The sequence below is a fragment of the Providencia sp. CIM-Carb-044 genome, assembly GCF_033901115.1.
Taxonomy (GTDB): Bacteria; Pseudomonadota; Gammaproteobacteria; order Enterobacterales; family Enterobacteriaceae; genus Providencia; species Providencia hangzhouensis.
Genome location: NZ_JAXADV010000012.1, coordinates 35,467 through 50,243, shown reverse-complemented (window position 1 = coordinate 50,243; position 14,777 = coordinate 35,467). Strand labels below are relative to the sequence as shown.

Sequence of the window (14,777 nt, the reverse complement as noted above, 5' to 3'; positions counted from 1 at the left end):
TATTTATTGATAATTAACACCAATAAATCCTTTAGATTTTTAATTAACACACGAATTACCACGTGAATAATTAAAAATTCAATCCTTCTAATTTCTCATTATTATCAAATAAAAAAATCGCTTTTCCTTTGACGCTTTTTGCTTTCTCTTTCTCACCTAATTCATTTAAAACAAGGATCCAAGAAAAATAAACATTAATATCTGGGCAAGAACGAGAATAGCTTTCTGCCCAAGACGAAAATAAATTCAAGTAATAGGGGTTCTGTGTCTCGTTATAGCGTAACAAATACCCCATGTTGAGATCCAATTTATAACGATCATTGATTAAGTAATATTTCCACTCGCTATAATCGGGCTCATTCATAGAAAGAAGAAACTGTTGCCCTGTTTTTTCGATATACGTTAAATATTGCTGCGTTTGCAAAGTAAAATACAGCAACCCCATGGATAACAAACCACCTAACGCAATAATTGTTTTCGAACAATACCCTACAATTTTATTTAAATGATATTTTTTAGTTGGAATATCGGCACAACGTATTAGTAGTATCAATACCACCCCATGAGGTATTGATAGCCACAATGGAAACTCTGTCATCATATGAAAAACAATTGGTAACGCAATAACTAAAAAAACATAATTATTATTTTTATTTTTTAATGAAGAATAAAGTAGATACCCACTACCAATAATAACTAACAATATCGCAGCAATGCCAACTACCCCACCTTCAACCATCCAACGTAATATCTCATTATGTGGATGTGATATGACCCTTTCACTGGTTCCAAGTAACCCACCACCAAAGCGCTCTAAAAATACAGATTCAAAACTACCAACACCCGTACCAAATAAAATATTTTCACTAAATAAATATAAACTATGCTGCCATAACACCCATCTAATGTGCGATGTCTGTAATTTACTTTCAGAAAAGTCAGAAATATTAAAACCAATTTTTATTCCATAGCCAATAATAAGACCGATAACAATCGACATTAAAGAATAAAAAATATATTTACGATGATACTTTGCAAAAAAATAAAAAACAATAACAATTAATAATAAATTTAAATATCCAGTTAATGATTGAGACAATGGCAATACCACGCTCATTAAAACGAGACTCACAATGATAATGGCTGACGCATACCATGTGACAGTTCTCATTAAAATAAACATACCTATTGCACTGGCAATGCCAACACAAATAAAACTAGAGAGAACATTAACTTGTTGGAATACGCCATATGGCCTATCCCCTGATATCGGAAAAAAATTAAAAATTTGTGCTATTGAAAATAGGCTCTCAACAATAGCAGAAAATAATATACTGCAAACAATTATTTTCAATACAGTTTCTGAAATATTTATTTGCAGTAAAGCTTGATAAAAAAATAACGCGCCCAATAACCAATATGCTGTCAAGTATGCATTAAACTGGTAATCTTTAGGCGCAAAAAAACACAAGCCTAATAATAAGACCAATCCAATCGTAATATAATTACTCGACTTAGAGTAATATAAGCTTGAATTTTTAATTTGTGTAATACTAACCACTACAATAAAAAAAGCAATAAAAAAACCACTAATTATATTGAATGGTAATGACAAACCTGTTCCGCCCATATTCGGCAGATAAATATGCAATATAATGCCAAAAAATATAACGACAAAACTTAAAAGAACCCATGGATAACGTTCTTTTTTATTATCTTTAATTTTGATTGCAAACATCATGTTTTCATTCGTTATTGATAATTTAATGTATAGTACGCAGTACTATAAAAATTCCCATAGGTAATCGTTTGGTTAATTCTCGCTTCAGGCTCAGCCTCGACATAAGCCTTAAATTGAATTTCCGTATTATTTGTTGCCAGATTTTGTGCTAATGATGGCGTATTCAATTCTATGGGTGTTTCATTTAAGTTTAATAACCCAATACCGATTCCGCTAGCTTCACTTTGGTCACTAATCGCAAGATGGTCAGGAAGATTCTTATTTTCAATTCCATTAAAAGTCACTGTCACCGATTTAAATATAGTCGTATTACAATTCGTTAAATGAATTGAGAAATTTAAAGGTTTCGATTTGCCTTCTTTATAAAGATCTTTGACCGAGATTTGTTGAAAATCAACAGGGACCTTCTCACTTCCAGGCGCTATCTGACATGGCGTAGCAATAACCATGCCTCTGAATGAATAGCTTCCCATATTAGTTGGGATCACACTCGCACTCATCGGCCCCGAGACTAATAAATATAAGCCAATCGACAATAAATATTTTGTACGCTTTATCTGATTATTATTTCGCATGATCGGCCTCATTGGAATTCAGCAAGGATTGTCCCGGTACTTGTAAATTCACCTTCTTCCACACTACTACCAGGCGCAGCTATTGGCGCAGCCGTTAGGTTCCAGGTACCTTGGTTATTAATAAAGTCAGGCACTTGGTATGCTTGATTTGGTTTTACCAATGTACCCGCCACATTATCAGTCACCACAATGCCAAGATTTGTGCGTTTCACGCCGTTTTTTAACGTACCGAAATAATCAGGGTTAAAATCCGCACTGCCTGACGCCCCCGGTAAGAGTGACAGCTTGATATTTAAATCACCTGTCGTAAAACTTCCACCGGTACATTTAACTGGGATCTTAAAGGGCTGAGCATAATTAATTCCATTTAACTGTTCACTCGTATTTGCTACATCAAGAAAATCAATATTAATTGGGTTACCTTCATTAATCGTACACTCATCAGCAACTGTGATAATCCCTGCTCCTAAAACAACCCGAGTTGAAGGGATTGGCGCATAAGCTGTACTGCCATTCGCTGGGCTGCCTTTTTTGGCAAAAACCTGTACCAGCTCAGCTTGGTTGATGGTAATGCCATTAATAATCGGTTTTTTCAGCCTAAACGTGATTGTTCCACTCGACCCTGTCCGTAGCTCGACACCATAATCACGGCTATTAACACTCGGTGGTGTACACTCTATTGGGTCAGATCCCCCATTCCACATATCCTTCACTGGGACAGTAACTTTCTGACCAACCCTTCCCCCTATTTGAATTTCAACTTTTACATCAAAATATTCATTAAGGTTCAGGTACCCTGGGTTTTGCATTGATGTAGGAATGGTTGACATTAAATCAAATGTCATTCCTGAATCAGGATCTGAATTTCCAGGACCTCCTGGCTTCATATAACTTTGGCAGTAAATATCGAAAAAAGGCCAGTTACCCACATCAAAATTGAATACTGTTTCAGCATCTTTCTCATTGACCAGTAGCTGATTATTCATTGTCGCTTCGAATGTGTAAGTCCCCCCATCAGGTATAGCGGAGCCGTGAGGAAAGCCTAAAGCAGATAACGGCATTAACCCTATTGTGAGTAGACCGGCCACAATAGTCATATCTTTTAGTTTTTTGTTGTTGGATACAAACATGGTTATAAATACTCCAGTTTTAGCCTAACTAATCCGCTAAAAGTTCCCGCTGAAACAGACTGTGCTGTAGATTCCAATGAGGCATTAAGTGTAATGTTGTTATCACCAGGTTTGATCACCCATGAACTTGTTGGCTGATTGACCATTAAGTTTTGATGATCTTTACTGGAAATACGTAATCCTGCGCCTCGAACATCGCCTGTAACTCGCACAAGTTCAGGGTTAAAAAAATCCGTATCTCCCGCAATACTCAATGAAACTGCGCTTTCTCCCGTCAAGTAATAACGCTGAGCATTTTGAGTTGCCTCTCCAGCAGCATTCACAAATGACTTGGATGCCCCGCGTTGGCAATCTTTGAGCCGAATATTAAATGCAACAGGAGTACTTCTATCGCCAATGCGGTGAAATTCTCTGGCATTGATGTCACCTAAATCGACATACTGCTCTTGTGTTTCTAATTCAAGAACACAAGGTGATGCATAAACGCTCCCTGTCAAATGCACAGTACTATGTACGTCTAGCAATGTTTGGCGAGACAGCTTTTCATCCGCAATTTCTGCAACTGCGGAGAAACTTCCTAATCCCAATAACACGATCCCTAAGCACCTAATGTTCATATCAATACTCCTAGCGAATCTGTTGCTCTGGTGGTAACGCTTTACACGTATTTCCGCTACAACTGTATTTAAGTTCTGGATGACCACCATAATCATTCACATACATCATGGTGAAACTCTCGCCTGAACTATTGACCTTAATATCGAGATGCGATTTAGGGGCAATCATCACCCCTGGGAAATCGGTTAGTTTTTTTCCACCTTCTGCCACTGGTTTATTATTAAGGCTAATAATGGTTACAAAATAAGGTGTTGGGTTTTCAGCACGCCAGTTATTTCCCTGTTTATAAAATATGACTTGGTCTTGCCAAACCGCACTTCTAGATTTAGGAATAATGGCTGTCGGCCGATAAAATAATTTAATACGCGATTGCATCGCTAACTGTAAAACATTCGGTTTATCGGGTTTTGGCGGAACTTCGCGCACATTTAAATAAAATAGACTTTCACGATCTTGAGGTAACTTATCTATCTCGGCTGTTTTTGAAACACGAGCAACCCCTTTTTGCCCCCCATTAATGCGCTGTAATGGTGGCAATACAACTAATGGCGATGTAATTTTTTTTCCATTGGCATCTTCAACCCATGACTGAGCAAGAAAAGGAATACTTGAGCTGGTGTTTGATAAATTAGCACTCGCAGAATTTTCATCGCCTGTAATAATCAGTCGCGTTCTATCCAGTGAAATACCTGCATATGATTGCCCTACGCCAACCATCATAACTAGCAAACCACCTACCCATTTATTTATACGAATCGCCATTTTCTCTACCTTATAGAATACTTTTTCAAACTGTCATTACATTATTGGCAAGGCAGCAAAACTGACATGCCCGAATTTATTTTTTCAGGCAGTTGAATTTTACATTGCGCTTTTCCACCCCAAGATACTGTTAACGTTTCTTTAGGATTTACTGCCATCAAGTACGCCAACCCATTTTCCATTAACATGGCAATGTTAATGCCATCCGCGTTTGTCACATCAGCACCAAACGGAGGTACTGTATCGTTATAACGAATGGTGGCAATGAGCTTTTCACCTTGTGCAACATCAAATCGCTGATAACCGATTGCCCCTTCTGTTAATGTCGAGGTTGCGATCGCCTTATTGGTATCAACGTTATTTTTTAACTTATCGACATCAATACGTGTGTCGAAGCTGTAATAGCTGACAATATCAGGCACAACAGAGATACCAGCCCAGTTAGTTCGCGTTTTTTCATGGTTAAACGGCACGCCACCAACACCGTTGGTATCGACCATAATTCTTGCTGTATCCGTTGTACCGGTGCTGTTATGCAATGCAGCACCATGCTTAGTAGCAGTGAAGCCACCGCGCAATGTCCCGTTGATCGATGCCGTTTGTCTTTCTTGATAGCTCACATTGGTATTAACTTCAGCAAGTTGCGTCCGTTTTTGATAATATCCATCAAACCGGACGCGATCATCGCTGCTTCGGCCGGCTCTAACTCGCCATAAATTATTCGTATCCCTGTTATCACTGTAAGACAGCATATGGCTGGTCTTACTACCACTATTTTGCAAGTCGTATCCAGCCCAACGGCTATCACCAACAGGCACTGAAACCGAAAGTGAAATGCTATCGTCACGTCGACCTCGATAGTCAGAACGGTAAGCCGCAATATTGGTTGAGACACCATTGATGCCCATTAGACGAAATGTTCGCCCCACGGATAAGCCATATCTATCTTGAGATGTTTGGTCCCAAAAGGTCTGATGGGTATAAGTTAAGAATACTGTCGTTCTCCAATCAGGATCATCCGCCCAAAAAGTTTTATTCCCTGTAACGGTATACATCTCTTTTTGACGGCCAATACCCAGATATTTGTTTTCACGCTCATCTAAATATTGCGACAGCGTTCTAAACTTATCCTGCGAGAAGCGGTAACCCGCAAAAGTAATCGTACTGTTAAGTTCATCAAATGACTTTGAATAACTCAGACGATAAGAAGAACCCGTTTGTGTGTTATCACCCGGCATTCGGCTAATGGATTGTGTGATATCTGCAGAAAGTGCACCAAATATAGATAAATCGCGCCCTAACCCAGCAGATATTGCGGTGTAATCCCTACCCGCAAAAAGTAGGCCTCCAATGAGTGACCAGTTATTGCTCAGCCCCCAAGAGAAATCTCCCGTGGCAAACATTGGCCCCTCAGGCTTGTGATTAAATCGAGATGGCTTACCGACCGAAGCGTTGTAACGCACATAACCCGGGCGAGTTAAATAAGGGATATTTGCCGTATCAACTTGAAAAGTCGATACCTCGCCGTCATCACCTTCAACTTTGACATCCAAGGTTCCACGGATTGAGCTTTGCAAATCTTGAATACTGAATGGCCCCGCAGGTACCGTCGTTTCATAAACGACACGCCCAGCCTGAGTCACAACAATTTTTGAATTGCTTTTCGCAATACCATTAATCTGTGGTGCATATCCTCGTAGATTCGGCGGTAACATACGTTCATCACTGGCAAGGTTAAAACCAGTAAAGCGAATCGTGTCAAAAACCTGAGAACTTAGATAAATTTCACCCAGTGTCAGCTTAGCCGCCATGTGGATCAGAGGACGATATGCATAAAACTGGTTCCAATCGAATTTTCTATCGCCACGCTCATTATAATTAGCTTGATAATCAGCTCTAAAACGCCATGCGCCCAAATTAAATCCCGTTTGGCCATATGCTGATAATGAGTGTTTATTTGTATGTGTCGTCAAAGAACGAGAAACTGACCCGGTCAGGTTATAATCAAATATAAGGCCTGAAACCCCAGAATCCCAACGCTCAGGCGGCACCCAACTAGGATCGGAATATTTCATCCATGCCTGTGGAATAGTGATATCCAGTTTGCCTTCATGATTATTAATTTTAACGCCTGAAATAGGTAAAATATTTGAACATTCAGGGGATATGGCTTGGATTTTTTTTAACGCATCTTCTTTGAGCGCTAACATTTCAATTTGCTTAGGGGTAAAACAAACTAATGATTTTTCACTATCGTGAGGATCGGTAATATAAGTGACCTTCTGCTGAGACAATGATTGTCCATTAATATAGAGATCTAATAAATATGTCCCAGGAAATACGAAATTATCTTTAGAGAATCGAGTTAAATCAATATTGTTACGGTCACCAACATCTAATACGTCAACATTAAACTCAACAAGATCATTTGCAGACATATTTGGTGAATAGCAAAGTACTGCAATATATATTGCAAATAGTTTTTTTATATTATTTATATTTCCATTTAAAATAATCATTTTAGTTACTCAGTATTCACTCATTAGGCTAGAGATTTAGCTCAATTCTCTTTTATATGTAATTATTATTAGCTTTAGAAATAATCCATTCTAAACCTTAGAACTCCAGCGAAATCACCTGCCTTAATATGCTTTTGATAAGCAACTAAAATTGCAGTAAAATCTAATCTATTGCGCCCTTCTAATAATGTGTAATCCGGCATTTTTCTATTAAGTTTAAGTATTTCGCCGTGAGAGTCTCTAAACTGAATTCCAAACCCCTCTGAATCGCCGCTTACTTGTAAAAGTTGATCATCATTAACAGATGTTCCCATCATGGTTATTTGCGCGCGTGATGCACTACCTTTATCATTAGAAGGCAACGTACATCCAACGAGCTTTATAGCAAAATTCTTACTCACCAGCATATTGACTTCAGGAGTGATCTCTCGGGCACTGATTTCACCAAAATTAACCCAAAGTTCTCGGCTTTCAGGATCAATCGTACATGAGGCTTCTATTAATTCACCTTGCATTACAATATCACCGGGGGTGTTATTGGCGGTCATTCCCCAACTTAATAGAGGCCATAGCAAACTAGAGCCTAGTGCTATTTTTGCAACCCGAATAGTCATGGATAATACCATTTAGTTATTGGTAGATTTTATTAATGCGGAGTATTTAACACTCCGCATCTTGGTATAAAATCAATTACAAATTATTGGTAATCAATTTTAAAATTGATGGTTGAATCAAAGCTACCTGGAGTTACTGCATTAGATGCATTATCAGATTTTAAATAAGCAACGAATGGAATTGCAGTTTTACCATCAGTTAAATTAACTGCTGTAGAAGCTTGTCCCCAAACAACATCTTTATTTCCATTGTCTCTTAAACCGATACCAGCACCACTTGCAGTACCTGAAGTGAACGCCGCTAATGTATTATCATTAGGGTTAATAGTTGATGGTGTATAAGTTACAGTTGCAGTTTGTGCAACGGTAGTATCACACCCTTGCAGAACGATATCTTTCTTGATATTACCTGCACGCTCACCATTTTTTAAATTAGAAACAGGGATCTGATAAAAGTTTACTTTTACAGGACTTGATTCTTCACTTAAACCACAAGCAGAATTCACTAATTCACCTGAAAATTCGATAGTACCGTTAGTAGGTGTACCAGTATAAGCAGCCATTGCTGCGAACGAAGCAAAGCCTGATGCAAATACAGCACCCATTACAAATTTATTCAATTTCATGATTATTTAATCCTGTATAATACTCGTATAATGTATGTTTCGCCAAATAGTTGTTAATAACAACTTTAGATAAAAATAATCATTATTTTTAATTAAATTAATGATTATTTTTAATAAAGTTATCATATATACAAGTTATATTTACTGATTACACTTTGTAAAATAGGTTAGATTTTTATTGACTGAATTAACGCCACATTTTTTTAGTGTCTTTATCTAAGATAGCAAAATAATTATTTTCATTTTTTATAATACATTGTAATCTTTCATTATCGTATCTATCTATTACATGATTAAAAAGGTCTCTCCATGACTTATTGAATATCAAAAGGATTGTGTCCATCATTTCAAATGTCAGTTTTGTTTTTCCCGTTTCATATCGAGATATCTGCTGTTGACTAATATTCAATCTTTTTGCCAACTCTTCCCCTGTTAAGTTTCGCTCTTTTCTAATTCCTCTCAGATACTGCCCTATTTCTTTATTTATCTCATTAGAAAAATAAGTCATTTAATTTAACCTTTATATTAAAAATTAATTATAGGCACCAATCTGAACCATAGATACCGTCCTAAAATTTTTGATTATTATATGTCTGATTATTTATTTTGTATAATCGATAGAGCAAATTGATTACTATTAAAAACATTTATCGCTCTATTAATATAGGAGAAATGTAACAAAAAAAAATCACACTTAAATTAATAATATAAATAACAATATGTTATAGATTAAAAATCAAAGCTTACCACCCAAAAAATTACATTTTGATACACTTAAAAATATTAAAACATATTTTTTACTAATGAGATGTATTTTATGGTTAAATTTCGACCACGAAATACAACTTAAAAAAGTAGCTTTACTCAGATTTTGTGTTTGTAAATTATATGAGATTTTTTTAAGATTTATCTTAACCTTGTTATTTACAAACACCAACAAATTAATTATAAATTACCGTAAAATTTATAATCGAAATTATATACCACAGAAATCATCACTAGCACCCAATAAATTCCAACACAGTCTAAAAATCAGGGGATTTATTACACTAATAATGAGTATTAAGAGATTATATTTCACACATGTAATTTTGTGCTTTGATAAAGTGAATGCCTAATACTGAGAAACTTCAGTACCGGCATTTGATAATATCAGGTAGGAATACAATTAAAGCACGTCAACCTTTATTAAGATTTTATTCGTTGTGTTTGCTGGCTCCGCATGCGATAAGTAAACGCACTTCCCACGATGGCTAAATAGATAAATGGTTCAGGTGTTAAGGTTTTTAATGACAAAGTATAGTGGCAAAGCGCCAATATGAGCGTAGGGTAAAGCAGCATATGAATTCTTTTCCACCATACGCCCAAATAAAGGCGTATACGGTTGAATGAACTGACTGCCATCAACAATAAACACAACCAAGCTATCGCGCCAATCACTAAATAGAGCCGCGAAAAAATCTCTTCGAAAAATAGCGCCAAATTATTTACGCCAATTTCAAGTAATAGATAGCTACTTAAATGCAGCACAGCCCAGAAAAAACACCATAACCCCAGTAATTTTCGCGTCTGAAACAAGGCAGTAAATCGCAATAATTTCGCAACCAGTGGGATCAGTACAATAATAACGAGCAAACGTAAAGCCGCTATTCCTGTAAAATGTTGGATATCTTTGGCAGGGTCGGCTCCAAGCCGTTGGGTATCGACTAAAAAAATCAGCCATACCAAAGGGAGCAAAGCAATAAGATGAAAGCTCCCTTTGGTTAATCCAACAATGAACTTATTGTCTTGGGGCATCAATAATATCTCCGCAAATCCATTCCTTGATACAAACTTGCCACTTGTTCGCCATATCCATTAAACAACAATGTTGGCTGGCGGGTCACTTGGCCTAAGCCCCCAGCACCAATAAAACGTTCGGTGGCTTGTGACCAACGAGGATGGCTTACATCTGGATTCACATTGGCAAAAAAGCCATATTCGCTCGGCGCTGATAAGTTCCATGTCGTGTCAGGCATTTGCTCAGTAAGGCGAATTTTGACGATAGATTTAATCCCTTTAAAGCCATATTTCCATGGTACGACCAACCGGATCGGTGCTCCGTTTTGGTTGGGTAATGTTTTTCCATAAACGCCGGTCGCCAGCAAAGTCAGTGGATTCATAGCTTCGTCTAAGCGTAGCCCTTCAACATAGGGGTACGATAAACCACCACCAATATAACGACTTTTTTGTCCTGGCATTTGTTCTGGTGCGTAGCGTGTTTCAAAAGCCACATATTTAGCTTTGCTAGTGGGTTCGACTAAAGCCAATAATTTCGCTAAAGGAAAGCCAACCCATGGAATGACCATCGACCAAGCCTCAACACAGCGCATGCGATAGATGCGCTCCTCTAAGGGAAACTTAGTGTTTATGTCATCTAAATTAAGCGTCAGGGGACGATTCACTTCGCCATCTATTGTCACCGTCCACTCATCCGTGACTAAAGTATGGGCATTCTCGGCAGGATCGGATTTACCGAGCCCAAATTCATAAAAATTATTATAACCAATCACTTTATCTTCAGGGGTGAGGGTTAAAGATGGCTGAAACTCTTCAGGTTGAATAAATGTCAGAGGTTTTCTTGGCGTCATCGGAGGTGTTGGCGTATCGTCATTGAACCAAGAAAACAGCCCTGCATTAGCCGTCGTCGCAACGGTTAAACCTGCAGCTCCAATGCCTAAAGCCTTAAGTAGCTGACGGCGTTTCATAAAAAAGAGGGTTTCATCCGTGATTTGAGATGCGGGAATTTTAGGTAACTTTTTCATCATGCGCTCCATAGCAAAAAGGATATGAAATTAGTTATACCGAAAGTACGACAAAAGTGGCTGACAGTAAGATGACAAATTTGTCATCTTACTTAATTGTAGGAAATTTCAGGGTAATGGTACTGGTTCCTGCATGGTGTTCAAAACTCGCTGATCCGCCATGTAATCCGACTATCGCTTTCACAATCGCTAACCCGAGTCCTGTTCCCTCTGTCGTTCGAGCATTATCCCCGCGCCAAAAACGGGTGAAAATTTCATCACTATTTTGTAGAGGTTCACCTTGGTTAGTAATTTTAATTTCTCGCTGTTGCGGCAGCGCAATAATTTGGGTAACGACGCGAGTGCCTGAGTGAGAATATTTAATCGCGTTGGAGACAATATTCACTAAAACTCGGCTGAGTAATACTGGGTCAGCATCCAGAGTCAGGGATGAGGGCTCACAATACAGCTCAATCTGTTTTTCTTCTGCATAGGCAGAAAAGAGTTCGTAAACATCGTTAACTAACGTATATAAAGAAAGTTTATCTCGATTTAAGGTAATATTTTTATTTTCCGCACGGGCAATAAACAAAGTACTTTGGATCATTTGTGACAGTTTATCGAGCTCTTCAATATTACTGACTATCATCCCTTCATATTCGCTAACACTGCGCGAGCGCTGAAGTGTAATTTCATTTTGTACCCGAATCGCATTAATTGGGGTTCTCAACTCATGCGCCAAGTCATCAGCAAATTGAGTAAGTTTGACAAAATCATGCTTTAACCGCTGGCGCATCGTATTCATTGATTCGCCCAGCTCTTTTAGCTCTTGTGGTAGCTGATCAATATCGATTGGATCATTTAATGCATGAACGTCTGTTTTGACCGTTATCTGGCTCAATGCTTGAATGTCGGATAACCCTTTTTTCAACAGCCATAAGCTAAGTAGCCCCATCAGCAAAATTGAGAGGACAGAAATCACCACGCTTTGGGTGAGATATTGAGCCAACACGCCACTACGGTCGACAGAAACTTTACCAAGTACCACATGGAGCGGCCCTATTGGAGAATTCATCGAAAAATAGACCGCAGAAATAGGGATGCCTTGAGCAGTTTGCCAATGGTTAATGGCATTGATATTTAGCTGCTCAAGATTGACTAACTGAAGAGGTTGGGAGCCCAATAACTCGCGATTGGTTGTGACCAATATTTGCCCTGCTGCATCAGAGATTTGGATCAAGTCTTGGCGCATGTCCATCATGCTTTGGAAATACATGGGAAGTGTTTTGATATCAATGCCACCAGCGATGAGTTTGGCAAGCTGCTCCGCACGGTTAACCAGTAAATTATTATCTTGTTGAGATAGTTCATTTTTGAGTGAATGATACAAAATCCATGTCACCACTCCAGCATTAGTAACCATAAGAATGATAAACAGAGAAATAAGTTTGAATCGAAGTGATTTCTTTTTCATTCTATTGGCCTATTTAAACGGTATCCCATCCCTCGAATGGTTTCGATGAGTTTAACGTCAAATTCATCATCGATTTTTTTTCTCAATCGACGGATAGCCACATCAATAATATTCGTGTCACTTTCAAAATCGATGCCCCAAACTTCGCTAGCAATTAAGGTTCTAGGTAAAATTTCATCGCAATGTAGAACGAAGAACAGCAATAAGGAAAACTCTTGCCGAGTTAAGGTGATTTTCTTTCCAGCCCGCTCAACATCGTGGCGAGTTAAGTCGATTTTTAAATCCGCAATAGTTATGGTGGTTGAGGCTGGCTGGTTAATTTTTAATTGGTTTTTAACCCTAGCTAATAATTCAGAAAACGAAAACGGCTTCACGAGATAGTCATTGGCACCAAGCTCTAAACCTTTAATTCTGTCATCAACGGCATCCCGCGCAGTGAGGCAAATCACCGGTATGTTTTTAGCTGTGCGTAAGATTTTTAAAATTTCCCAGCCATTCATACCAGGCAGCATGATATCGAGGATCACCAATTGATAACTGTTTTCTAAGGCAAAATAGAGACCATCGCGACCATCATTAGTCACATCAACGAGAAAACCCGCTTCTTCTAACCCATTTTTGACCCACACTTGGGTTTTTAGGTGATCTTCAATTAATAGTATTCTCATGGGAACCTAATAGTGACTTTATTTGACTTAACTCCATTTCATCTTAAAGAAATTTTCCCTTTAAAGAAACGGGTAGGAATTTAACCATAAAATACTCGGAGAAAGACAGCGGGAAAAAACAACATGGGGCCATTAAAAGCAACTCGTAGAATGGTGAGTGGGCCGACACGAAAAATGGAAATTAGCTGCTTTCATCGACGAGTAAGTATTGTTTCGTAGGCAAATAATCCCTTTTCCCTCGCATTTATAACACAGAATAAAAATTGATTAACCAAATATAAAACTTTAGTTAATTAGTCTTCAATTACCGACTTGGCGGATAATAAATAATTTTTTATTTCACTCATAGAATAAAGGCATTATATTTATCTAAAAAAATTAATGTGTTAGGTCGATTAATTTAGATATGATTGACCTTTTTTGACTAAATAGGGAAACGTTCATGTCCACTCGTAAGTATTTAACTCAACAGGAAATATCTCGACTTTTAGCTGCTTGTCATTTGTCGCGACATCCCGAACGTAATTCTTGCTTAATTTATATGTGCTTTATACATGGTCTAAGGGCAAGCGAAGCCCTATCGCTAAAATTATCTGATCTTAACTTAGAAAGTAATGAACTTTATGTACACCGTTTAAAGAATGGTTTTTCAGTTAATCACCCACTGATTGATGAAGAGATCCCACTCATTAAAGCTTGGCTAAAAATTAGAAATACATGGAAAGGGAAAGAAAGCCAGTGGTTATTCTTATCTGAAAGAGGGACTGCCATGACTCGCCAGCGCTTTTATCAACTTTTTTCACGACTTGGCGAGCTAGCTGAGCTGACCCTAGGTATTCATCCCCACATGTTACGACATGCATGTGGTTATGCATTAGCGGATAGAGGTGCCGATACGCGTTTAATTCAGGATTATTTGGGGCATACGAATATACAACATACCGTACGATACACAGCAAGTAACCCTGCAAGATTTCGGGGAGTGTGGTAAGAAAGGTGCTATATGGTGGGATAAAGGCGCTAAAAGAGTTGTCAAAATGCACCAAATTGACAAACGTAATGAATTAGGTGCATCTTAAGTTAAATGAAAATACACGTCAAATACGTAGCGTGTAAATAACGCTATGTATACATTACTAAAAATAAGTACATTCCATTATTAAAAGATCATTGAATTTATTAATTTTTTCACACATTCAAACTCTCCATGCCACTTCAAACTTACACATTGTAATATTCTGAAATGCTTTATTTGGAATAATTAACT

14 protein-coding genes are annotated in these 14,777 nt (G+C 37.9%); 1 reads left to right on the top strand and 13 read right to left on the bottom strand.

The window, feature by feature from the left end:
* Positions 1-70 precede the first annotated feature (70 nt).
* From SJ312_RS18865 to SJ312_RS18805, 13 genes are all read right to left on the bottom strand, one after another.
* Positions 71-1,741 carry an O-antigen ligase family protein gene (locus SJ312_RS18865; RefSeq protein ID WP_319868193.1) on the bottom strand — a complete coding sequence of 557 codons (1,671 nt, stop codon included), beginning with the start codon at positions 1,739-1,741 and terminating at the stop codon, positions 71-73.
* A gap of 11 nt (positions 1,742-1,752) precedes the next feature.
* Entirely contained in the window at positions 1,753-2,316 is a 564-nt protein-coding gene (locus SJ312_RS18860) for a fimbrial protein (protein WP_071585866.1), read from the bottom strand.
* A gap of 8 nt (positions 2,317-2,324) precedes the next feature.
* Entirely contained in the window at positions 2,325-3,446 is a 1,122-nt protein-coding gene (locus tag SJ312_RS18855) for a fimbrial protein (protein ID WP_004259569.1), read from the bottom strand.
* A 2-nt stretch (positions 3,447-3,448) separates the two neighbouring features.
* Entirely contained in the window at positions 3,449-4,063 is a 615-nt protein-coding gene (locus tag SJ312_RS18850; protein WP_181488749.1) for a fimbrial protein, read from the bottom strand.
* Positions 4,064-4,073: 10 nt separating this feature from the next.
* Positions 4,074-4,826: a molecular chaperone gene (locus SJ312_RS18845; protein WP_004259578.1), complete on the bottom strand. Its 753-nt coding sequence runs from the start codon at positions 4,824-4,826 to the stop codon at positions 4,074-4,076.
* Between the two features lie 41 nt (positions 4,827-4,867).
* Positions 4,868-7,345 carry a fimbria/pilus outer membrane usher protein gene (locus tag SJ312_RS18840; protein WP_094962364.1) on the bottom strand — a complete coding sequence of 826 codons (2,478 nt, stop codon included), beginning with the start codon at positions 7,343-7,345 and terminating at the stop codon, positions 4,868-4,870.
* Positions 7,346-7,419: 74 nt separating this feature from the next.
* Positions 7,420-7,959 (bottom strand): fimbrial protein, encoded by a 540-nt coding sequence (locus tag SJ312_RS18835; RefSeq protein WP_004259587.1) that lies wholly within the window; start codon positions 7,957-7,959, stop codon positions 7,420-7,422.
* Positions 7,960-8,042: 83 nt separating this feature from the next.
* Positions 8,043-8,585, bottom strand: a complete 543-nt coding sequence (locus tag SJ312_RS18830) for a fimbrial protein (RefSeq protein ID WP_004259591.1) — start codon at positions 8,583-8,585, stop codon at positions 8,043-8,045.
* A 187-nt stretch (positions 8,586-8,772) separates the two neighbouring features.
* On the bottom strand, positions 8,773-9,093 hold the full coding sequence (locus SJ312_RS18825; RefSeq protein ID WP_004259596.1) for a helix-turn-helix domain-containing protein: 321 nt from the start codon (positions 9,091-9,093) through the stop codon (positions 8,773-8,775).
* 680 nt (positions 9,094-9,773) lie between these two features.
* A complete protein-coding gene (locus SJ312_RS18820) occupies positions 9,774-10,382 on the bottom strand; it encodes a sulfite oxidase heme-binding subunit YedZ (RefSeq protein WP_153674152.1) in 609 nt (202 codons plus the stop codon).
* Positions 10,382-11,389 carry a protein-methionine-sulfoxide reductase catalytic subunit MsrP gene (msrP, locus tag SJ312_RS18815; RefSeq protein WP_036958075.1) on the bottom strand — a complete coding sequence of 336 codons (1,008 nt, stop codon included), beginning with the start codon at positions 11,387-11,389 and terminating at the stop codon, positions 10,382-10,384. Before msrP ends, SJ312_RS18820 begins: the two co-directional genes overlap by 1 nt.
* Before the next feature lie 88 nt (positions 11,390-11,477).
* A complete protein-coding gene (locus SJ312_RS18810; protein WP_004259604.1) occupies positions 11,478-12,842 on the bottom strand; it encodes a heavy metal sensor histidine kinase in 1,365 nt (454 codons plus the stop codon).
* Positions 12,839-13,510: a heavy metal response regulator transcription factor gene (locus SJ312_RS18805; protein ID WP_004259607.1), complete on the bottom strand. Its 672-nt coding sequence runs from the start codon at positions 13,508-13,510 to the stop codon at positions 12,839-12,841. The genes SJ312_RS18810 and SJ312_RS18805 overlap by 4 nt, the downstream gene beginning before the upstream one ends.
* A gap of 442 nt (positions 13,511-13,952) precedes the next feature.
* Between SJ312_RS18805 and SJ312_RS18800 the strand changes: the two genes are divergently transcribed.
* Positions 13,953-14,501: a tyrosine-type DNA invertase gene (locus SJ312_RS18800; protein WP_014657972.1), complete on the top strand. Its 549-nt coding sequence runs from the start codon at positions 13,953-13,955 to the stop codon at positions 14,499-14,501.
* The last annotated feature ends 276 nt before the right edge of the window (positions 14,502-14,777 follow it).